Below are 21,167 nucleotides of genomic sequence, written 5' to 3'. Positions count from 1 at the left end.
AATTTAAAGAATCGTTCCGTGAGCGAGATTACGATCCGGAACTTGCTTCTTATGTTTGCGAACAGGCCCGTGAGCTTCGGTCTGCTTAGGCAAGCCCGGCAGTGCGGAGCACAAAGACCCCAAGAGTCACCGTCACGCTGGCCATCAGCGTGGTCAGTGCCACAATGTTGGCAGCGAGGCGATCATTGCCGCCCAGGGCTTTGACCATGACGAAACTGGCCGCAGCCGTCGGACTGGCAAAAAACAGGAACATCAGCCCGAGTTCCTGCCCCTCGAACCCCGCCAGCCATGCTGTCAGTGTGCACAGCACCGGTAACGTCACCATTTTCATGACACTGGCACTGATCGCCAGTTTACGGTCGTTGCGCATGGAGCTGAGTGAGAGTGTGCCGCCAATGCACATCAACGCCAGGGGAAGGGTGAGGGAGGCGAAGTAGTCCCCGCTGGTCATCATCCAGGTGGGTAAACTCAGGCCCGACCAGGCGAAAGGAACGGCAATCACCACTGCCAGTATCAGTGGGTTGCGGATGATGTCCCCCAGTATGCGCCCCCAACTGGCAGCTTGCCCTGGCTGGTAGGTGGTCAGTACAACCACCGAGAGAGCGTTGTAGGAAATAATCACTACACCTAGAAGGAGGCCGCCGGCAGACAGGCCGTAATCCCCATAGAGGCTGGCGGCCAGGGCCAGGCCGACGATGCCGCAGTTGCCCCGGAATGCGCCCTGAACGTAAACGCCTCTATCTGCCAACGGCACGGCCCGCAGGGACCAGAGCCAGCAAAAGAGGAAGCTTGCCACCGTGGCGATAACGAAAAACCCCAGCAGGGCAGGGTTGAGTGTTGTATCAAGGTCTGCCCTTACAATGCTGAGAAAGACCAGGGTAGGCAGGGTGGCGCGAAATACCAGCGCGGAAGCGGTATTGATGAACGTGGCGTCTATCCAGCCCAGGCGCCTGAGCCCCAGGCCGATAAACACCATGGCGAAGACAGGCAGGGTGATTTCAAGGGTGTGTAAAAACGTCTCGAGCAGCGCCATCGTGTAACGGGTTACCGCGCCTCGAAGTTGGTGAATTCACCAGTGGCCGGACTCTCTTCGGTATTGATCCGGTCCACCTCTGCAGCCGGTGGGCCATCGTTACACCATTGCCTGAAAGCGATCAGCGCGGCCTGAGGGCCCTCTGCTATAATCTCCACGCGTCCGTCCGGCAGGTTTTGTGCAAAACCCGTTACGCCAAGTTCAGTGGCTTTTTTGACCGCCGAGGCGCGATAGTAAACGCCCTGTACTTTGCCGCTTATAAGCATTGTTTGCCTCAGGTGGCTCATACTCGTCCTCCCCTCATCCGCTGTGGGTCTATCGTTTACGCCACACCAGCAACCGGTTGTTGGCGGGCATTTCGTAATCATTTTCCAGGCGGAAGCTCATTCGTTTTGCCAATTCTAGCAGTTCATCCATGTCGCGGATTCCCATGTGCGGCGCCTGGCTGCGAAGATGATTGTCAAACTGGAGATTGCTGGCACTGGTGTGCTTTCCACCGTAACTGAACGGGCCATAAAGACAAAAGGGCATGCCTGTGGTCATCCGCTTTGCAAGGCCGCTGAACATGGCCTCCACTTCCTCCCAGGCCATGATATGGGCGGTGTTCGCTGAGTAGGCGCCGTCAATGTTGGCTACTGGCCAGTTCTCTGAAGCAACGTCGAGTTCCACCGGCGGGAGTATGTTGGTAAGCGCGGCATCCGTGATCCAGCCAAGGCAGTGGCGGCTGGCGCCAGGCCGGTCGCTGGGCTGCCAGGCAAGATGGGGCAGGGCCGATGCAAAATGGACGGCGTGCTGGCCGGTACCGGTACCGATTTCCAATATAGTGCCAGGGTCGGTGAAGATTGTACTGATGCGCTCAAGAATGGGCTGCTTGTTGTTTTCGCAGGCCTGGGAAAAGGGTTTGTCGGAAACCATGGTTTACCCCTGTATCAGATTCAGTTGCAGTATAGCCATATAGGCTATCGTGCCAGAGGCAATGGACAGAAGCGCATTGCGCCGCCACAGATGGATTGCGATTACCAAAATAGCCGGAAGCAGCGCATCTGCTCCCGGAAGCGTGTTGTTCCAGGACGCGGAGCGTTGAAGGAACACAGTGGCCAGCAAGGCCATGACTGCGGCAGGGAGGTAACGCCCGAGATGCCGAACCAGCGGATGCTCTGTATGTTTGTGGAAAAACAGGAACGGAATGACCCGGGTTGCGAAAGTGGCCACCGTGGCCACCATGATAAAGGCTGCAAGATACCCGTTATCAGCCATGTCGGGCGCCCTCCGTCTCCGGGCTGTTGCGAAGCTTGCGGTATTGCACCAGCAACACCACGCTGACCACGATAATGGCGCCGATCAGTTGGTGCGCTGGCGGTAAAACAAGGATTGCAACGGCAGCGGCAGCAGCCCCGACAAAAACCGGAAATGCATCGCCGAGAGATTTGTACTGTTCGATTGTCAGTACGATGAACAGGGCCACCAGAGCGAATTCGATCCCGGTGCTGTTGAAGACCACATTGGCACCCAGAAGTGCGCCCAGGGCGCAGCCGGCTACCCAATAGCATTGGTTGAAGAGCGTGATGCGGAAATCCACCGCCTGCTCGTGAGCCCTGTCCGCCGAGCGGCCGCGGCTTGTGAGCAGCGAATAGGTTTCGTCGGTGAGGCCAAAAATCAGGTATGCCTTGCGCCAGCCAGCGCCCTGAAACTGTCCCAGCAGTGACAGCCCATAGAAGAGATGGCGGGCGTTCAGAACGAACATGGCAATGAATACTTCCAGCAGCCCAGCCTCGGCCGCAAGCAGGCTGACGGCAAGGATCTGGCCGGCACCCGCATAAATCAGGATGCCCATGGCAGGCGCGGCCCACCAGGGATAGTCCAGTTGCGTGGTGAACAGTACGCCAAAGGCCATGCCCAGGGGCAGGTAGCCGAACAGGATAGGCAGCGTTAAACGAAAGACGGACTGGTTCATGGTTGCCCCGGCTGTATGGAAGCAGGGCATGATAGAGAATCCCATGGATATTGAGAAGCCGGGCCTTCTACATCCCCTGCAAACCCATTACCATTGTGGCTTTGAAGCGGAGCGGACAATGACCGACGAAACAGGCCAGGAGCCCCAGCCGGATCCCCGGGAAGAGAAGTTCGTGGTCGACGCGGAGCTGCTTTCGGAAGATCAGCTCGACGGGCTTGTGGATGAGTACTGCACCCGTTATCACGGGCTCAATGACACCGAGAATCCCATGGCGGAGCGGGAACGCGTGAAATCTGCGGTCCGGCGGGGAGATCTGGTGGTCTGGTTTGATCCGGTTGAGAACGCTGCGAGCCTGGGTGTTCCACGATAAAAAAAAGCGTGTGACCAGGTGCCGGTATTGATGGATGCACCTACCGCCGGGGACCCTTAACCGGTACAATTCGTGAATTCCAATAGCAGCCGCGTGTGAGGTGAGTTTTGATCAGGGTATTGGTTGTAGACGACCATGAACTGGTCAGGTCCGGTATTACCCGGATGCTGGCGGACAGCCCCGATATTGACGTCATCGGCGAGGCCTCCTCCGGCGAGGAAGCCATTGATTTCGTGCGCAAAGACAGCCCGGACATCGTGCTGATGGATATCCGCATGCCGGGCATTGGCGGCCTGGAAGCCACGCGCCGTATCCTGCGTATTGATGATGCCGTTCGTGTGATTGTTGTAACCGCCTGTGCCGACGACCCTTACCCCACCCGGGTCATGCAGGCAGGGGCCTCGGCATACATCACCAAAGGGGCTGACATCAAAGAAATGGTGCGGGCCATCCGCATGGCGCATTCCGGGCAGCGTTACATCAGCCCTGAAATCGCCCAGAAAATGGCGCTGAAGCAGCTCGGAGGGGGTGACGCCCGGGACGAGGACGGCGAGTTAACGCTGTTTGACCGGCTGTCCGAGCGGGAAATGCAGATTGCGCTGATGGTGGTTGACTGCCAGAAAGTGCAGGACATTTCCGACAAACTTTGCCTCAGCCCCAAAACCGTAAACAGCTATCGCTATCGGATTTTCGAGAAGCTGGAAATTTCCAGTGACGTTGAGTTGGCGCTGATGGCGGTCAGGCTCGGGTTGCTCGATGCCGACAAGGTCTGACTCTCCAACAGATACTGCCGAGGCAGAGAATGGCAGGGAGTTCGACACCAATAGCTTCCTGAAACAACTGACCGAACGGCCTGGCGTCTATCGTATGTACGATGCCAGCGGCAACGTGTTGTATGTGGGCAAAGCCCGCAACCTCAAAAAACGTGTTACCAGCTACTTCCGCAAGTCCGGCCTGGCCCCGAAGACCGAGGCGCTGGTGTCCCGGATCAATTCTATCGAGGTCACCATTACCGGCAGCGAAACGGAAGCGCTGCTGCTCGAGCAGAACCTGATCAAGTCCCTGCGGCCGCCGTACAACATTCTGCTGCGGGACGATAAGTCCTATCCTTATATCTACCTCTCATCGCACGATGATTACCCATCACTGACGTTCCGTCGTGGGCGTACCAAAAAAGGGGGTGGCACCTGGTACGGGCCATTCCCAAGCTCTGGCGCAGTCAAGGAAAGTCTTAACATTCTACAGAAGATATTCCGCATAAGATCCTGTAGCGAAAGCTATTTCAGAAATCGTACCCGCCCCTGCCTGCAATACCAGATTAATCGGTGTACCGCTCCTTGCGTGGAGTACATTTCGCCGGAGGACTACCGGGAAGACGTACGCCATGCCACCATGTTCCTGGAAGGGAAGAACCCCGCTATCCTCCAGGATCTGATGGCGGCCATGGAAGCGGCTTCGAAAAACCTGGAATTCGAGAAGGCAGCCGTCTACCGGGACCAGGTCAATTACCTTCGCCACGTTCAGGAGCAGCAGAATGTGGACGGTGAGGGCGGCGACGCGGATGTGGTGGCCATCGCCCAGGACGCGGGTGTGGTGTGTGTTGTGGTGATTATTGTGCGCGGCGGACGCGTGCTGGGCACCAAGGATTATTTCCCGCGATACAGCATTGAGCAATCGGAAGGCGAACTGCTAAGCGCTTTTCTGGGACAGTATTACTTCGGTGGCAGCACACGCCGGGAAATTCCGCCGGATATCCTGGTTCCAGTGGACGTGGAAGGGCAGGAACTGTTGTCACAGGCCCTGACGGAATCTGCAGGCCGCGACACCCGGGTGCGCAAGAATGTTCGGGGGGAACGCAGGCGCTGGCTTGAACTGGCCATGACAAATGCCCGCCAGACGCTGCTCTCGCACCTGGCCAGCAAAGAGACTGTGTACCGCCGTCTGCTGGCCCTGCGGGACCTGCTTGAGCTTGCGGAAACACCGGCGCGGATGGAGTGCTTTGATATCAGCCACAGCCATGGTGAAAACACAGTCGCATCCTGCGTGGTTTTCGACGAGAATGGGCCGCTGAAAAGCGACTACCGCCTGTACAATATTGAAGGCGTGACCGCGGGCGATGACTATGGTGCCATGCGCCAGGTGCTGACCCGTCGATACAAGCGCATGGTGGCGGGTGAAGGTAAACGTCCCGATCTGGTGTTCATCGATGGTGGTAAGGGGCAGTTGAACATTGCCCGGGAAGTCTTTGATGAGCTTGGCGTTACCGATATTCCACTGATCGGTGTGGCAAAGGGTGTGACACGGCGAGCGGGCATGGAACAGTTGATCGATGCCATGACTGGAGACCTCTATCGGGTGCCGGCAGATTCTCCTGCACTGCACCTCATCCAGCATATCCGGGACGAGTCACATCGCTTTGCAATTACCGGGCATCGAGCGAGGCGTGACAAGAAACGCCGGCAGTCTACGCTTGAAGGCATCGAGGGAGTCGGCCCCAAGCGTCGTCGCGACCTGATCCGTTACTTTGGTGGTATTCAGGAGCTTCGCAAGGCCAGTGTTGACGAAATGTCCAAGGTTCAGGGAATCAGCAAGAACCTGGCCGAAACTATCTACGCAGTACTGCATGACGAATAGGGACAGCATGAATCTACCCAACATCCTCACTCTCTCCCGCATCCTGATGATTCCGGTTTTCGTGATCATCTATTATTTGCCGGCCGACTGGAGCTACTTTGTCAGCGCCGGTATTTTTGGCTTGGCCGCGGGTACTGACTGGCTCGACGGGTATCTGGCGAGAAAACTGGACCAGAGCACACCGTTCGGTGCGTTTCTTGACCCCGTCGCCGACAAGCTGATGGTGGCGGTGGCGTTAACGGTGTTAATTGAAGCCCATGCCAGTTTCATTCTCACCATCCCGGCTACCGTGATTATTGGCCGCGAGATCGTCATTTCTGCATTGCGTGAGTGGATGGCGGAAATTGGAAGCCGGGGAAGTGTGGCGGTATCCTACATCGGTAAAGTCAAAACCACGGCCCAGATGGTGGCCATTGTCATGCTGCTGGCATTTCCCTCAGGCGTATTCTGGAGCCAGGTGGGAACGGTATTGCTGTACGTCGCGGCCGTGCTTACGTTCTGGTCAATGATTCTCTATCTCAAGGCCGCCTGGCCAGACCTGTTTCCTGAGAAGAAAGCAGGTTGATAAGGCTCAGAGCTGCTCTACTGCCCAATCAATGACTTGCCTGGCCAGCTCATCGCTGGCTTCTCCAAACGCTTCTACCACGATATCGACCTCGTTTCCTGCGGCCGGATGACTGACCTCGAAGCGGTTGTTTGCGACCGTTTCGCGGGTGCGTTCATCAATGAGCTGCAGGTTCAGTTGCACGTGGATAACCGGGGTGCCATCCCGGTATTCGGCCTGGAAACGTGTCAGATCGCCAGTCAGTGTCAGGTGGCTTCGGGCGGGACTTGTGTCGCCCACTACCGTTGCTATCCGCCCGTCCCTGCGAAAGGATTCGAGCAAATAACCACCGAGCATCACCGGTGCCCGATTGCTCCAGCGGGCTCCCTGATAGGCGCGGATTTCATGGGCATCGGGTTTGACCAGAATGCGGTTGCTGTCAATTGGCGTCACCGCCAGAGGCGCGGATACACGCAATGCTGTATTGATGGTACCGGTGTTGTTCTCGGGCACGGTGGGCTCCGGTAGCTCAAAAACCTGGTGTGCCTCCTGCTCCGGAAACACGGTGCAGGAGGCCAGCAACAAGGTTGCAGCCGTCGTCAGCAGTAAACGCATGAATGAAACTGTCACGGATTAAACTCCCGGATTGGCTCGCGGCCCAGTAGCAGGCCGGCTGGGTCGTCCTCGAGGCGGTAGATCACACTGTTGAGGTTTCGCAGGGTGTTGCGCAGCTCTCTCATGGCGGGGGCCAGTTCGGCGGCCCCTTGCATGCCCTGGTCCAGGGCGCCTTCATTCCGGGACACAAGCTTCTCCAGACTGGCGGAAGAGGCCTCGAGAGAGTTCATGGCGCTTTGCGCGGTGGTGAACAGCTGTCGGCCTTCGTTGTCCAGCATGGAATTTGCGGTGGCCCCAAAGCGGCGGAAGGTTTCCAGTGTGGCTTCCGTCTGGCCGCTGAGCTGATCAAAACTGGTGACCAGCCTGCTAAGCTCGTCGCGTTGTGCCAGCAGGTTCGATGACAGGGTTTCGATATTATCGAGGCTGCGGGTGAGATTACGGGCGTTGTCGGGCGAGACCATCGCATTGGCATTGGTCAGTACCAGATCAAGCTTGGCGAAGAGCTCCTCGCTGGTCTGCATGAGGGTACTCAAGGCGGATGGTTCGGCGTGGATGGCGGGCGGAGATTGGCGGTCGCCCTCCAGTATCGCGCTATCCGGCGTGCCGCCCTTCAGTTCAATACTCATGCTGCCGGTGATGTTGGTCAGGGCGAGCCCGGCCCGGGTGTCTTCCTTGATAGGGACATCACTGTAGACCCGGATAAGCGCCCTCACATTGCGGGGGTCTTCCGGGTCCAGCCTGAGTTCGTAAACATCACCTACCTCTATTCCGCTGTATTTGACGGGGCTGCCTTCGGACAGGCCACTTACCCCGCGATCGAAGATGACTTTGTACCAGGAATACTCCCGGTCGGTACTGGCTTTGCCCAGCCACAGGGCGAAAAGAAGGGCGCTGGCCAGAAAAACCAGTGTGAACAGCCCGATCAGGACATGATGTGCTCTGGGTTCCATCTCAGCGATTCTCCTGATTCATCCAAATTCTCTGTCGACTGCAGGTCGCGATTTCTGGGCAGCCCGGCCCCTGGGCCCGTGAAAATAATCACGGATCCACGGGTCGTCAGTATCTTCAATCTCCTCCAGCGGACCTTCAACCAGAACGCGTTTGTCTGACAGCACCGCCACCCGGTCACAGGTACTGTATAGCGTATCCAGGTCATGAGTGACCAGAAACACGCTGAAACCCAGGGCATCCCTGAGGGTGACGATGAGGCGGTCGAAGGCGGCGGCACCGATGGGGTCAAGCCCTGCCGTAGGCTCATCAAGAAACAGGACTTCAGGATCCAGCGCTATCGCCCGAGCCAGCGAAGCGCGTTTTACCATACCGCCGGAGAGCTGTGCTGGCACCATGGTGCACGCCTTTGCTGGCAGGCCGACCAGTGCCAGCTTCACCCGGGCCAGGTGCTCGGCATCTTCCCTGGAGAGCCTGGCGTGCTCGATCAGCGGCAAGGCAACGTTTTCTTCCAGGGTGAGGGAGGTAAACAGAGCGCCACTCTGGAACAGCACGCCAAAACGCCGCTCCACCCGGGACCGTTGATCCGGCGAAAGTGCCTGTAATTCCTCACCGAATACCTCAATAACGCCTGAGTCTGGCTGGTGGAGCCCCACGATACTGCGTAACAGCACTGACTTGCCGGTTCCCGAGCCACCAACCACCCCAAGTATTTCCCGGCGGCTGAGGTCGAGACTCAGATTCTTATGGACCTCGTTTTTGCCAAACCGGTTGCAAAGGTCCCGGACCCTGATCACCACATCCTTTTGCGAGGTCTTATCACTCTCCATCAATACTCACCAACCCATCTCCATGAAGAAAATTGCCGCTATGGAGTCCAGCAGGATGACCATAAAAATCGACTGTACCACGGCAGAGGTGGTGTGCTCACCGACGGATTCCGCACTACCACTGGCCTTGAAACCTTCCAGGCAGCCAATGACGGCGATGACGAAGGCAAAAACCGGCGCCTTACCAAGGCCCACAAAAAAATGAATGGCTTTGACCTTGGTTTCCAGAATGTTGAGGATCTGAGGGACCGAAATGTCCAGTACCATCACGCAAACCAGAGAACCCCCAATGATGCCGCTGATCATGCCCACAAAGGTCAGTATCGGCAGGGAAATGACCATTGCCAGAACCCGGGGAATCACCAGAAGTTCGATCGGGCTGAGTCCGAAGGTGCGCAGCGCGTCTATCTCTTCGTTCGCTTTCATGGAACCGAGCTGCGCGGTAAAGGCACTGGCGGTTCGGCCCGCCAGGAGAATGGCCGCCAGTAACACGCCAAACTCCCGCAGGAAGGAGAACGCAACCAGGTTGACGGTATAAATGGTGGCGCCGAACTCATCAAGAACGGTGGCTCCCAGAAACGCAACCACCGCGCCCACCAGAAAAGTGAGCAGGGCCACGATGGGCAGCGCGTTGAGCCCGGTCTGATGGATATGGGCGACCAACGAAGTCATCCGCCAACGCCAGGGTGTGTGCAGAATGGCGACCAGTGTTGCAAGAATCTGCCCGGTAAACCCCATCAACAGCCGTTGCTGGTTCCAGTAATCCTCTACCTGCCGGCCCACCCGGCCAATGAAAGCGATAACGGCAGACCCCTGGTGGGGCATTTCCTCATCCGGCGAGGCCAGAGCCTCCCCAACCAGGCGTAAAAGGTCCCGCCGTTCAGGCGGAAGTTCTGAATTCACGCCGGTCAGCTCGACCAGCCTCTGGGCGCCAATAAGATCAGCCAGCAGTGCCGCTCCGGCGGTATCCAGGGCAGCAATTGAAGTCAGGTCGGGGGAGACATCCGCTGTCTTCCGTGAGGCGAGGGCGGAAGTTACCTCCTGCCTCAGCCTGGCATAGTTGGGCAGCGTCCAGTCACCGGTGATGACAATGCGGTCAGCCTGATAGTCTAGTTTGCCGGGTGAGGGCATCCGGGGTTCCTGTGCCTGTGTTCAGGAAATATTGTTATGTCTTCATGATACTAGCTGAAATTCTACCATCGGGCTGCCTCTTCCTTGTGTGAAAAATAATCAAGAACCTGAAGCAAAACAGAAAGTTGAAAAAAGAGGTTGACGCAAACGGCCGAATCCGTAGAATACGCCCTCGTTGACCAAGCGGGAATAGCTCAGTTGGTAGAGCACAACCTTGCCAAGGTTGGGGTCGCGAGTTCGAATCTCGTTTCCCGCTCCAATCAACACAGTCTCTCAATGCCCACCTGAGAGCATAAAAGTGTCGAATCCCCTTCGAACTTTTACCGGCGCGGTGGCAGAGTGGTTATGCAGCGGACTGCAACTCCGTGTACGCCGGTTCGATTCCGACCCGCGCCTCCATTTTTTACCTTCTCAGGAAACCACACCCCGTTCCCGCAGCGCCTTAATATCATCGGCTGACAAACCTACAATCTGCTGCAGAACCTGTTCCGAATGTTCTCCCAGAAGCGGCGGTGCCATCCGGTAACTGACAGGTGTAAGTTTAAGCTTGATCGGATTACCTACCGTCGGTACCTCACCCAGGTCCGGATGCTGTAAAGACTGTTTCATTCCCCGCGCAAGAACCTGAGGATCATCGAACACCTCATCCAGGGTGTTAACCGGACCACAGGGCACACCCGAGCGTTCCAGAACATCCACCCATTCCCGTGTTGAACGCATCACGGTCGCCTGCCGTAGTTTGGGAATCAGCTCCCTGCGATTTGCCACCCGGGCACGATTGCTGGCGAATCGCTCATCACTTGCCCATTCCGGGTGTCCAAGAGCGTCGCAGAGCCGAGCGAACTGCGCGTCGTTGCCGACCGTCAGGACCATATTACCGTCCGCAGTGGGGAAGTCCTGATAAGGGACGATGTTCGGGTGGGCATTCCCCATCCTGGCTGGTGCCTTGCCCGTTGTCAGGTAATTCATGGCCTGGTTGGCCAGGCAAGCTACCTGAACGTCTAGCAGCGCAGCTTCCACGTACTGGCCTTCGCCAGTCCGTTCGCGATGGTTGAGAGCGGCGAGCACACCGATGGTGGCGTAGAGTCCGGTCAGGATGTCAGTCAGGGCAACGCCCACCTTCATGGGGCCGGCACCCGGCTCACCGTCTGGCTGTCCGGTGATACTCATCAGGCCGCCCATGGACTGAATCAGGAAATCGTAGCCGGGACGGTTCGCGTAGGGGCCATCCTGGCCAAACCCGGTAATAGAACAGTAGATCAGTTCAGGGTTGATGAGTTTCAGGCTGTCATAATCCAGGGCATAACGTTTGAGCCCGCCCACCTTGAAGTTTTCCAATACCACATCCGATTCGGCCACCAGTTTGCGAATCAGCTCCTGCCCCTCGGGATGGGCAATATCGATCGCCAGGGACTGCTTGTTTCGGTTTGCGGTCAGGAAGTAGGCGGAGAGCTCAGCACTGCCATCGACGCTCTTCAGGTAGGGCGGGCCCCAGGATCGAGTGTCGTCACCGGTTAACGGGCGTTCAATCTTGATAACTTCAGCGCCCAGATCACCAAAGATCTGACCCGCCCAAGGGCCTGCCAAGACCCTGGATAGATCCAAAACACGAATATGAGCCAGGGGACCTGACATCTGATGCTCCTTTTAGACAGGCGAGGGCAGCGTACACGTAAGGTGAACAGGGCTGTTAACGGCGAACCGGCGCCATACCCAGGTGAGCGCCGCCGTCGATGAGGATGGTTTCCCCCGTAGTCAGGTCGCCGCCGATGATCAGGCCCAGGCAGATATCGGCCACGGTTTCCGGTGAGGCGGCATCATGCAGGGGCGAGGCACCCTTGGTCTTCTCCAGCAACGCGTCGTACTTGTCTTCGCCCAAGCCCTTTTTCAGCCACTCACCCTGAACAAAACCGGGACAGACGGCGTTGACCCGGACTTCCGGCCCCATGACCCGGGCCAGGGAACGGGTCATGGTAACCAGGGCGCCCTTTGAGGCGGCATAGGCAATGGAACTGCCGATACCAGCGAGGCCAGCAATGGACGCCATGTTGATGATGTGCCCGGAACCATTGGCTCGCAGGGCTTTCTCGGCGGCACGGGTCATCTGAAAGGGGCCCACGGTATTGACGGCGTACAGGTCGAGGAAGTCCTGCTTGTCGAGGCCGTCGAGGTTGGCCTGATCACAGAATTTCGTGGTACCGGCGTTGTTAACCATGATATCAACCCGGCCCAGCTGGTCCAGGGTGGCGTCCACCAGGGCGCGGCAGTCGGCGTCTTCCGCCACATCGGCGCGCATTACCAGGGTTTTTACACCGAGCTTCTCGCAGTCGGCGGCTACCGCCCGGGCGCCGTCCTCATTATTACTGTAGTTGATCACCACGTGGCAGCCGTGTTCGGCAAACAGGCGGGCGATGGCGGCGCCGATACCGGAGGAGGAACCGGTGACAATGGCGACGGAATCTTTGAGTTTCATGGCAAGTCCCTACTTGTGGTTGTTGGTTTGCTGAGGGGGCGCAGGTTTCGCCCATGAAGTCTGTGAACGTTATCTTCTCTTGAACCATGGGTTACATCAATCCAAAAACGACGTTCTCCGGTGCAAGCCCGACAGGCCGCTGGCGGCAATCCGTCCGTATATGCTTCAATGATTGCCAAGTAGTCAGGCCAGCCTGCCAGGCTGCCTTTGGGACTTTGAGGCCTGGACAAGAACAATGAGCACAGACGATAAGAAGGTCAAACGCCGGCGCTCTGCGCTTCGGGGTCGGCAACTCGAACCGGCTTTGCTGTCAGAGCTGCGGGAGCTGATCGGTGACGAACGTAGGGATTCGTCATTGCGCAGCCGGGATCGTCTGATTGAACACCTGCATGCAATGCAGGACACCTACGGTTACCTCTCCATGCCCCGGCTCCGGGCCCTGGCCTCGTTCATGAATCTGCCCATGGCGGCTATTTATGAAACGGCCACCTTCTACGCCCATTTCGATGTTATTCACGACGAACAAACGCCACCACCGGCAATAACCTTGCGTGTATGTGATTCGCTTTCGTGTCAACTGGCCGGAGCAGAGGCGCTGCATCAGGATTTGGCTGACGGGGCTAATCCCGCCCGGGTGAGGGTGCTGCGCGCGCCCTGCATGGGGCGCTGTGAAACAGCACCGGTAGTGGCCGTTGGACGTCATCATGTGTGCCATGCCAATGCGTTCAATGTGGGTGATGCCGTAGAACATGGGCAGGTTCAGCCAGAGGAAATCCGCTGGCCAGGCCTTGCGGCTTACCGCTCGACGGGCGGTTATGGGTTGCTGGCAGATTGCCGCCAAGGCCGGGTGAGCGCTGACTCGCTGGTGAAAGAACTTGAAGGCGCCGGCCTGCGCGGACTGGGCGGCGCGGGATTTCCGACCTTCCGCAAATGGCAGGCGGTGCGGGCCGAGCCCGGGCCACGTTATGCGGTGATCAACGCCGACGAAGGCGAGCCGGGCACCTTCAAAGATCGCCACTACCTGGAGCGAGAGCCCCATGGCTTCCTGGAAGGCGCGTTGGTTAGCGCCTGGGCAGTCGAGGCGCAGGCGCTCTACATTTATCTGCGAGACGAATATCCCGGCCTGCACAATGTTCTTAAAGAGGCCATTGCCGAGCTGGAAGAGGCCGAAATCGTCGAGCCGGGTTTTATCATCCTGCGCCGTGGCGCGGGCGCCTACATCTGCGGTGAGGAATCCGCCCTGATCGAGTCACTGGAGGGTAAACCCGGCAAGCCACGCCATCGCCCGCCTTTCGTTGCCCAAAAAGGACTGTTTAATCAGCCTACACTGGTTAATAACGTCGAAACGGTTTACTGGATCCCGCGCATCCACGCCCAGGGCGCCGAATGGTTCGCCAGCCAGGGGCGGCATGGCCGCAAGGGGCTTCGCAGTTTTTCGGTTTCGGGACGGGTGGCCCGGCCCGGCGTTCATGTTGCGCCTGCGGGGATCACTCTTAATGAGTTGATCGAGGAATACTGCGGCGGCATGGCCGAAGGGCACCGGCTGCTGGCCTATCTGCCAGGCGGTGCCTCCGGTGGCATATTGCCGGCCAGCAAGGCCGACATTCCCCTGGACTTCGACACCCTGCAGGAACACGGCTGTTTTATCGGTTCTGCCGCTGTGATCGTTCTGTCGGATCAGGACAACCTGGCGGATGCCGCATCCAACCTTCTGGGCTTCTTTGCCGATGAGTCCTGCGGGCAATGCACTCCCTGCCGCGTGGGCACCGAGAAAATGCTCACCTTGCTGGAACGCAACAGCTGGGATGAGGAAACGATGCAGCAACTGGCCAGCGTGATGGCAGATGCCTCCATCTGCGGCCTGGGCCAGGCGGCACCCAATCCCGTGCTGAGCCTGCTGCGGGATTTCCGCGGCGAACTCGCCAGCCACAACCTGATCGCCAAGGGGTAGGGAGGCAGCCATGAGCCATTCAAAAATAGCCATGAGCAACAGCAACACAAGCTTCACCCTGACACTGGACGACGTTGAAGTTCAGGCCCACCCCGGCGAAACCCTGTGGCAGGTGGCCAAGCGCGCCGGGGAGACCATCCCGCACCTCTGCTATAAAGACACGCCGGGTTACCGGGCGGATGGCAATTGCCGCGCCTGCATGGTGGAAGTGGAAGGTGAACGGGTGCTTGCTGCAAGCTGCATTCGCGAGGCTGCGCCCGGCATGGTTGTGCGCAGTGCCGGTTCCGGCCGTGCCCAGGCAGCCCGTAAAGCGGTGCTGGAACTGTTGCTGGCCGACCAGCCTGAGCGCGAAAACAACCCGGACCGGTCCAGCCATCTTTGGGATACGGCGGATCAGTTGGCCATCGATGCTAGTGCCGTGCGCCAGAGAATCCCGGCCCGATCGGATCGGGAAGGGCCAACCGTTCACCATGTGGAACCAAGATCCGATACGCTTCCCCATGCCCAGGGCCATGACGCCACCCATTCCGCAATGAACGTCAACCTGGACGCCTGCATCACCTGCGGCCTGTGCGAGCGCGCCTGTCGCGAGGTGCAGGGCAACGACGTGATCGGGCTGGCGCACCGTGGCGCGGCGTCCAAGGTGGTCTTCGACTTTGATGACCCCATGGGAGACAGTACCTGCGTTGCCTGCGGCGAATGCGTGCAGGCCTGTCCGACCGGGGCGCTGATGCCCGCCACCCTGATCGATGCCGAAGGCCGTGGAGACTCCGCCGCGGCCGATCGCACCGTGGATTCCGTCTGCCCCTATTGCGGAGTGGGCTGCCAGCTGACCTATCACGTGAAAGACGAGCCCTCCGAGGAGAACGGGCAGCAAGGGCGCATCCTCTTCGTGGAAGGCAGGAACGGGCCCTCCAACCAGGGCCGGCTCTGCGTGAAAGGCCGCTTCGGTTCTGATTATCCCTCGCACCCGGCACGGCTGACCCGGCCATTGATCCGCCGGGAGGGCGTGCCCAAGGGCCTGGAACCGGACTTTGATCCGGCCAACCCCCTGACTCATTTTCGCGAGGCAAGCTGGGAAGAGGCACTGGATCTGGCAGCCACGGGATTAACGGAGCTCAAGGGCCAGCACGGCCCCAGTGCACTGGCCGGCTTCGGCAGTGCCAAGTGCTCCAACGAAGAAGCCTGGCTGTTCCAGAAACTGGTGCGTACCGGTTTCGGCTCCAACCACGTTGACCACTGCACGCGGCTCTGCCACGCCAGTTCCGTGGCGGCACTGATGGAATGCCTGGGCTCGGGCGCAGTGACCGCCTCCTTCATGCAGGCGCTCCAGTCGGATGTGGTGATCCTCACCGGCTGCAACCCCGCCGTGAATCATCCGGTGGCCGCCACCTACTTCAAGCAGGCGGCCCGAAATGGCACCAAACTGATCATCATCGACCCCCGGGGCCAGGCGCTGGATTCTTATGCTTGGCGCAGCCTGCGTTTTTCGCCGGGGGGCGACGTGTCGCTCTTCAACGCCATGCTCAATGTGATCATCAGCGAAGGGCTCTACGATCAGGCCTACATTGATTCCCACACCGAAGGCTTCGAGGCGCTGGCAACAAGTGTCGCGGATATGACTCCTGAGGCCATGAGCCCCGCCTGCGGCGTTGAACCAGACACCATCCGCGAAGTGGCGCGGGCCTATGCCGGCGCCGAAAGAGCGATGATCTTCTGGGGCATGGGCATTTCCCAGCACGTACATGGAACCGACAATGCCCGCTGCCTGATCTCCATGGCCCTGACCTGCGGCCATACCGGCCGGCCCGGCACTGGCCTGCATCCCCTGCGTGGCCAGAACAACGTCCAGGGTGCCTCGGATGCCGGCCTGATTCCCATGGTATTGCCCGACTACCAGCCGGTAGGGGACGCCCAGCTGCGTGCCGCCTTCGAAGAACTCTGGGATACCAAACTGGACCCCGAGCCGGGGCTCACGGTTGTGGAGATTATGGACGCCATCACGGCCGGGACCATCAAGGGCATGTACATCCTCGGCGAAAACCCGGCGATGTCCGACCCAGACCTGACCCACGCCCGCGCTGCACTTGGCACCCTTGAGCACCTGGTGGTGCAGGACCTGTTCGTCACGGAGACCGCCCAGTTTGCTGATGTGATCCTGCCGGCCACTGCCTGGTCCGAGAAGTCAGGCACCGTCACCAACACCAACCGGCAGGTTCAAATGGGCCGCGCCGCGCTGGCGCCGCCGGGGCAGGCAAAGCCCGACTGGTGGATTATTCAGGAAATGGCCCGGCGTTTCGGGCTGGGGTGGGACTACGACGGCCCCGAGCAGGTATTCGCCGAAATGAAACAGGGTATGCACTCCCTCGACCATATCTCCTGGTCCCGCCTGGAACGGGAAGGTTCGGTAACCTATCCATGTCCTGCCGACGATGAGCCCGGGCAGGATGTTGTCTTCTCTGATGCCTTCCCTCGCGCCGGGGGCAGGGCCAAACTCTCGCCGACCCGGCCGCTGCCGCCAGACGAACCGGTGGATGAGGCCTATCCCATCGTATTAACCACCGGGCGACTGCTCGAGCACTGGCACACCGGCGCCATGACACGTCGCAGCCGGGTACTGGATGAGCGTGAGCCCGAAGCGGCGGTCTATCTGGCACCCGCAGAGCTGGCTCGCCTCGGCGTGCCATCCGGTGAGGCCATCCACGTGGCCACCCGGCGCGGCAGTATCACCCTGACGGCGCGTGTAGACCAGACTATGCCCGAGGGCATGGTGTTCATACCCTTTGCCTTTGCGGAGGCGGCTGCCAATCTGCTCACCAACCCGGCGCTGGATCCTTATGGGAAGATTCCGGAGTTCAAGTATGCTGCGTGTCGGTTGAGTCAGGTGTAGCCTTCGAAGCGAACCCTCCTGCTGTTTCTGTTCGACACAGCCAGTCGCTATCAGATAATGCTGTTTATCGGCCATCCGGGAAAGCCGGTTGATCTGGCGGTGGTGCCGAGGCATATTCTGGCGTTGAAGGAGCAGCCCTCTGCTAACCTAATGTAGAGAAATTCTTGATGTCGAATACGGCTGTTAGCTACCTCTTCATGTGCCGAAAAGTGTCTCGATTTCGGAAGACTTTCATTAAAACGCTGTCGGCTGGTTTGAATCCGGTTCACCCAAAACTGGCGCTGCCCCAACTCTCTAGCAAGACTCATTTCCAGTGAGATCTGGGACTCGATACACCCGGGAGAGGTAGTTGCAAATGCACCACAATAGCAGGCCATGGAGACAGAAGAGAGGCCCCAACGTTAGACCGAGTTAGATGTTCATATGAAAATGGCTAACAAAATGTGCATTTTCCAATCTCGGAAGCTGCGGTTGTTCGCCAAATTTGTCGAAGCCTCGTTGCAAAATAGTGTCCTGGGTGTTTACATAAGTTTTTGAAACGCTATTTCTTTGTACATACTCTTGCATCAGAAATGGTGCTTTTGAGCGCAGAGAATCCAGACGACATGTCGGAGCAGTAAATTGTCAGAGAACAAGAACCCTCATGTAGATCGAATGGCACGGTTTTTACCGTTTGATCCCTCACACGACCAGATCTATGAGGAATACCAGGTTGCCAGCGATTCTCTCAATCTCGACACGGTCGCTTTTAACTATGTTCTGGACGCTGCGAATTCAGGGGCACATGTCATTGTCCTGACTGGTGACGCGGGCCATGGGAAAACACATTTATGTCGTAGAGTTATAGAGAGCTTCCTCGGCTATGAGGAGGAAGGCGCTAGAAAACTGATCAATGAAGCTTGCGACGGCAATCAGGTCATTCGGGGCAAAGAAGGTGCGAAACCCGAGAGAGCGTTGCGCATCTTCAAAGACTTCTCCGAGTTTGCACCGGAGATCGCTGCAGGATTAGTCGAGGCTTCCAATAGTGACGATGCAGTTACCATAATCTGCGCGAATGAAGGACGACTTCGTGCCGTTTTGGCCTCAAGTAATGCCGGACCGTATTGTGCAGAGTTACTGAAAAGCTTCGTGTCTTGCTTTGATGATGGAAGAGCAAGCAGTGATGGTCGCATCCATATTGTAAACCTCAATCATCAGTCCATTGCTGCCGGTACGGACGGCGAGTCCTTAGGAGACCGTGCACTTCGTGACTGGACATCGGGTACCAGGTGGCGGAGCTGCAACGATTGCGACTCCCGAGCGGCATGTCCAATCAACCGAAACAGGGAAATGCTATCTGAACGCGTTGACCTCGAAGCGGCCGCAATTAGAAAGGCAAAGATGCGTCTCCTGTTCGCGACGCTTGAGCGGATAGGTTACGTCATAACCATCCGAGACATGCTGATGGCTTTCGCCTACCTACTAACAGGCGGCCTGAAGTGCGCGGATGTCCACAAAATGAGGCGTCGCCGAAAGAAGGGCTGGCAACAGGCTTACGCATTCTACAATCTCGCCTTTGAAACGCCGGATACATTGTCGAAAGAGCAACTGAAGCGCTTGCCTCTCATGCAGCAACTTCCGAAACTAGACCCGGGTCGGCGGGCGATTCGGGAGATCGACGAGTGCATTGTTAATCAACAAGAAATCTTCGGTTACGGCCAGCTGGATCTTCAGTTTCCCGCACCCTCGACGTCTGATGAAGACCTAATCGATGCTGCTGACGGAATTGACGAGATTATCGGAGACCCCCGCAACAAGCAGCAAAGAGCGGATGAAGCAGAGAACGTCATGCGGGTAGTGAGGGCGCTTAGGCGTCGGGCCTACGTAGACGGTATCGGTGGTCACATTCCCGATATGGTGCATCTTGGTTTCCCCTATGGTGCCGATTATCTTGGCATTATCGATGGCCATTTGGATGTTCCCAAACGCACTCTTCTGAAGAAGAGCGTAATTGCGGGTTTACACCATATTCAGGGGCTTCAGTTCTCAGAGCAAACGCCTACCCTCCATCTCGTTGATCCCGCTTTCGGACGTTCCATGTCGGGAACGGCAATACTCGCCGCTAGAGTCAGGCCGGCAAACGTAGACCTCCTGAGGCTTTCCGAGAAATGGGGGAAGAGTGATGAGTTTCCTTATCATGTAAAGCTGAGTGTCGACTGGATCGACCGTCATGTGGTCTTGCGGATTGTTGATCAACAACACAACCCTCATGATCTTCTCCTCGATTTGATGACTTTCGATTGCATATTAAGAGCCGCGGCGGGCCATGTACCGACGAAATTCTATGAGCATGACATCCGGCGCGTTGCAAGCTTTCTCGGTCGCATTGCGCAGTCAGCTCAAGCAAGCTCAGACCAGATTAATTTGATACGAGACGGTCGATCTCAGACCATCTCAATTGATGGCAGCACCATCCAGGTTGGTGCCGGTGCCTGAGCGGGAGATAGACTTCAATATGCAGAATGAAACGGTCGAGAAAGTCCCAAAAAAAGGCCCCGAGGTTTCTCGTGAACTGTTCGGCGGCGTTCTCGATTTCGATGCCGCTGGACACTACCCGGGTCTGGAATTGTTGAATTTTATCTACTGCGGTGAAGGAGAAGATCTTCTCCCTGTCGGAGATGTCGTGAAGATAAAGCGTCGATCCCACGATTTCGGCAGAAGACTCGTTTGGGATAGCAGTTTTAAGCAGGACTCGCGACGGCACGACGTGCTTCTAGACGATGTTGCTGCAGAAGAGACTTTGCGGGAACTTCTTCGGTGCCTGCAACTGGAAATCCCCAGTGGCACGAAGGAACCGAAATGGTCAAGGGCACACTTCTTCCCTTATACACCGTCGCTTATCCATTGGGACGCCCGGGAGCGATACGGAAGCATTAGGCTTGAGCGCCTCTATCTCCGCGGCGGAGGTGCTCTCGCTTTCAAGATTTTAAGGTCTGATCAAGATACACCGCGCCTTCAGCGTATTAGAGAAGGATTCAAGCAACTTTACTCGGCAACGCTTGAGAGTCCGCTTGAAATCCTCGCTGGGTTCATCAACCAGCAGAGCAAAAGAGACGAACACCTAGTCCCTGATGACATCGAAAAGACCACGCGTGCGAACATCGACGAATTTGAAGATATTTACCGCAACGGTATCCTGAATATTCTAGAACAGGAGGGCGCGACTTCTGTTGCCAAGATACGGGCGGTTATGGGCTGGACAGGGCTCTGGCTTGTCCTGATGCAGAACAGGCGCGCTAGACAAAACCTTTCCATAGAGGAAAGTCCCATCATCTGTGACTGCGGTGCCGGCAGTCCACAGCTGCGTCGCGTATCTCAGCGTTGCCTTCAGGATACTCTCGGCAACATTGTCAGCGCGGTCGTCAAAGCTGAGCCGAATGTTGCGAATGCTCAGCGCAACAAGATTCGAAGTTTTTTCTGGGCTACAGCTGCGGCGAACGGCTTCCTCAATGCATGGCGAGGGCGTAAGCATTTCACACTATCTGTCGATGCTTTGGAGATGATTGTATTGGCGACCATTCCGACGGGGTCAGAGATGCCGTACGAGCGGTTCGTGACAGACGTGCTATATGGCCGTCTCGGCATCGCGGTCGGCCGCGGTGCTGCGGAGGCATCGGGTCTTGTTAATTCAATCGACGCGAGTCTCTTTGAAGAGAATGAGGCGCAACTGGCGCTTCAGATGATCGCCGCCGGACTGGTTACCCAATACTCCGACGCCACGCGAATGGTTAGCCCAGTAGCGGCCTCCTAACCGG

Annotated in this window: 19 protein-coding genes and 2 tRNA genes; 10 read left to right on the top strand and 11 right to left on the bottom strand. The window is 57.8% G+C overall.

The features are described from left to right. Window positions 1-85: 85 nt before the first annotated feature. The 5 genes from FO268_RS11485 to FO268_RS11465 are packed head-to-tail and all read right to left on the bottom strand — an operon-like array spanning window position 86 to window position 2,987. On the bottom strand, window positions 86-1,033 hold the full coding sequence (locus tag FO268_RS11485; protein ID WP_150993036.1) for an AEC family transporter: 948 nt from the start codon (window positions 1,031-1,033) through the stop codon (window positions 86-88). A gap of 11 nt (window positions 1,034-1,044) precedes the next feature. Beyond that, the gene (locus tag FO268_RS11480) at window positions 1,045-1,320 is read right to left on the bottom strand and encodes an acylphosphatase (RefSeq protein ID WP_150993034.1); all 276 of its coding nucleotides are present in this window, start codon (window positions 1,318-1,320) and stop codon (window positions 1,045-1,047) included. A gap of 28 nt (window positions 1,321-1,348) precedes the next feature. Continuing rightward, window positions 1,349-1,948, bottom strand: coding sequence for a DUF938 domain-containing protein (locus tag FO268_RS11475; RefSeq protein ID WP_150993032.1), 600 nt, complete (start codon window positions 1,946-1,948; stop codon window positions 1,349-1,351). A gap of 3 nt (window positions 1,949-1,951) precedes the next feature. Continuing rightward, the gene (locus FO268_RS11470) at window positions 1,952-2,290 is read right to left on the bottom strand and encodes a branched-chain amino acid transporter permease (protein ID WP_150993030.1); all 339 of its coding nucleotides are present in this window, start codon (window positions 2,288-2,290) and stop codon (window positions 1,952-1,954) included. Continuing rightward, complete coding sequence (locus FO268_RS11465; RefSeq protein WP_150993028.1) at window positions 2,283-2,987, bottom strand: AzlC family ABC transporter permease; 705 nt, start codon at window positions 2,985-2,987, stop codon at window positions 2,283-2,285. Before FO268_RS11465 ends, FO268_RS11470 begins: the two co-directional genes overlap by 8 nt. Window positions 2,988-3,105: 118 nt before the next feature. Here FO268_RS11465 and FO268_RS11460 point away from each other — a divergent pair, with 118 nt between their 5' ends. The 4 genes from FO268_RS11460 (at window position 3,106) to pgsA (ending at window position 6,556) form a co-directional block, all read left to right on the top strand. Continuing rightward, window positions 3,106-3,357, top strand: coding sequence for a YheU family protein (locus tag FO268_RS11460; protein ID WP_150993352.1), 252 nt, complete (start codon window positions 3,106-3,108; stop codon window positions 3,355-3,357). A gap of 107 nt (window positions 3,358-3,464) precedes the next feature. Next, window positions 3,465-4,130 carry a UvrY/SirA/GacA family response regulator transcription factor gene (gene uvrY, locus FO268_RS11455; protein WP_150993026.1) on the top strand — a complete coding sequence of 222 codons (666 nt, stop codon included), beginning with the start codon at window positions 3,465-3,467 and terminating at the stop codon, window positions 4,128-4,130. Next, entirely contained in the window at window positions 4,114-5,991 is a 1,878-nt protein-coding gene (uvrC, locus tag FO268_RS11450) for an excinuclease ABC subunit UvrC (RefSeq protein ID WP_150993024.1), read from the top strand. Before uvrY ends, uvrC begins: the two co-directional genes overlap by 17 nt. A gap of 7 nt (window positions 5,992-5,998) precedes the next feature. After that, window positions 5,999-6,556 carry a CDP-diacylglycerol--glycerol-3-phosphate 3-phosphatidyltransferase gene (pgsA, locus tag FO268_RS11445; RefSeq protein WP_150993350.1) on the top strand — a complete coding sequence of 186 codons (558 nt, stop codon included), beginning with the start codon at window positions 5,999-6,001 and terminating at the stop codon, window positions 6,554-6,556. A 6-nt stretch (window positions 6,557-6,562) separates the two neighbouring features. On the opposite strand, the gene FO268_RS11440 is transcribed toward pgsA, so the two are convergent. From FO268_RS11440 to FO268_RS11425, 4 genes are read right to left on the bottom strand one after another with little or no spacing between them, the layout of a single operon-like run. Continuing rightward, window positions 6,563-7,165, bottom strand: a complete 603-nt coding sequence (locus FO268_RS11440; protein ID WP_150993022.1) for an ABC-type transport auxiliary lipoprotein family protein — start codon at window positions 7,163-7,165, stop codon at window positions 6,563-6,565. Further along, window positions 7,162-8,100, bottom strand: coding sequence for an MlaD family protein (locus FO268_RS11435; RefSeq protein ID WP_150993020.1), 939 nt, complete (start codon window positions 8,098-8,100; stop codon window positions 7,162-7,164). The genes FO268_RS11440 and FO268_RS11435 overlap by 4 nt, the downstream gene beginning before the upstream one ends. A gap of 18 nt (window positions 8,101-8,118) precedes the next feature. Continuing rightward, entirely contained in the window at window positions 8,119-8,928 is an 810-nt protein-coding gene (locus FO268_RS11430; RefSeq protein ID WP_150993018.1) for an ABC transporter ATP-binding protein, read from the bottom strand. A gap of 6 nt (window positions 8,929-8,934) precedes the next feature. Continuing rightward, window positions 8,935-10,059 carry an ABC transporter permease gene (locus FO268_RS11425; protein WP_150993016.1) on the bottom strand — a complete coding sequence of 375 codons (1,125 nt, stop codon included), beginning with the start codon at window positions 10,057-10,059 and terminating at the stop codon, window positions 8,935-8,937. Window positions 10,060-10,242: 183 nt separating this feature from the next. On the opposite strand from FO268_RS11425, the gene FO268_RS11420 reads away from it, so the two are divergent. After that, window positions 10,243-10,318, top strand: a tRNA-Gly gene (locus tag FO268_RS11420). Between the two features lie 66 nt (window positions 10,319-10,384). Next, window positions 10,385-10,458 (top strand) — tRNA-Cys (locus FO268_RS11415). A gap of 12 nt (window positions 10,459-10,470) precedes the next feature. On the opposite strand, the gene FO268_RS11410 is transcribed toward FO268_RS11415, so the two are convergent. Then, window positions 10,471-11,694: a CaiB/BaiF CoA transferase family protein gene (locus FO268_RS11410; RefSeq protein ID WP_150993014.1), complete on the bottom strand. Its 1,224-nt coding sequence runs from the start codon at window positions 11,692-11,694 to the stop codon at window positions 10,471-10,473. 55 nt (window positions 11,695-11,749) lie between these two features. After that, window positions 11,750-12,532, bottom strand: coding sequence for an SDR family NAD(P)-dependent oxidoreductase (locus FO268_RS11405; protein ID WP_150993012.1), 783 nt, complete (start codon window positions 12,530-12,532; stop codon window positions 11,750-11,752). A 235-nt stretch (window positions 12,533-12,767) separates the two neighbouring features. Between FO268_RS11405 and FO268_RS11400 the strand changes: the two genes are divergently transcribed. The 4 genes from FO268_RS11400 (at window position 12,768) to FO268_RS11385 (ending at window position 21,163) form a co-directional block, all read left to right on the top strand. Next, entirely contained in the window at window positions 12,768-14,483 is a 1,716-nt protein-coding gene (locus FO268_RS11400) for an NADH-ubiquinone oxidoreductase-F iron-sulfur binding region domain-containing protein (RefSeq protein WP_150993010.1), read from the top strand. Between the two features lie 10 nt (window positions 14,484-14,493). Beyond that, entirely contained in the window at window positions 14,494-17,373 is a 2,880-nt protein-coding gene (fdhF, locus tag FO268_RS11395) for a formate dehydrogenase subunit alpha (RefSeq protein WP_150993008.1), read from the top strand. Window positions 17,374-17,994: 621 nt separating this feature from the next. Beyond that, entirely contained in the window at window positions 17,995-19,848 is a 1,854-nt protein-coding gene (locus FO268_RS11390) for a hypothetical protein (RefSeq protein ID WP_150993006.1), read from the top strand. Window positions 19,849-19,867: 19 nt separating this feature from the next. Then, window positions 19,868-21,163 carry a hypothetical protein gene (locus FO268_RS11385; protein ID WP_150993004.1) on the top strand — a complete coding sequence of 432 codons (1,296 nt, stop codon included), beginning with the start codon at window positions 19,868-19,870 and terminating at the stop codon, window positions 21,161-21,163. The last annotated feature ends 4 nt before the right edge of the window (window positions 21,164-21,167 follow it).

This window comes from Marinobacter denitrificans (assembly GCF_008795955.1).
Classification (GTDB): Bacteria; Pseudomonadota; Gammaproteobacteria; order Pseudomonadales; family Oleiphilaceae; genus Marinobacter; species Marinobacter denitrificans.
Note: the sequence above shows the minus strand (reverse complement) of the source record. Positions and strands in the feature narration are given on the sequence as shown.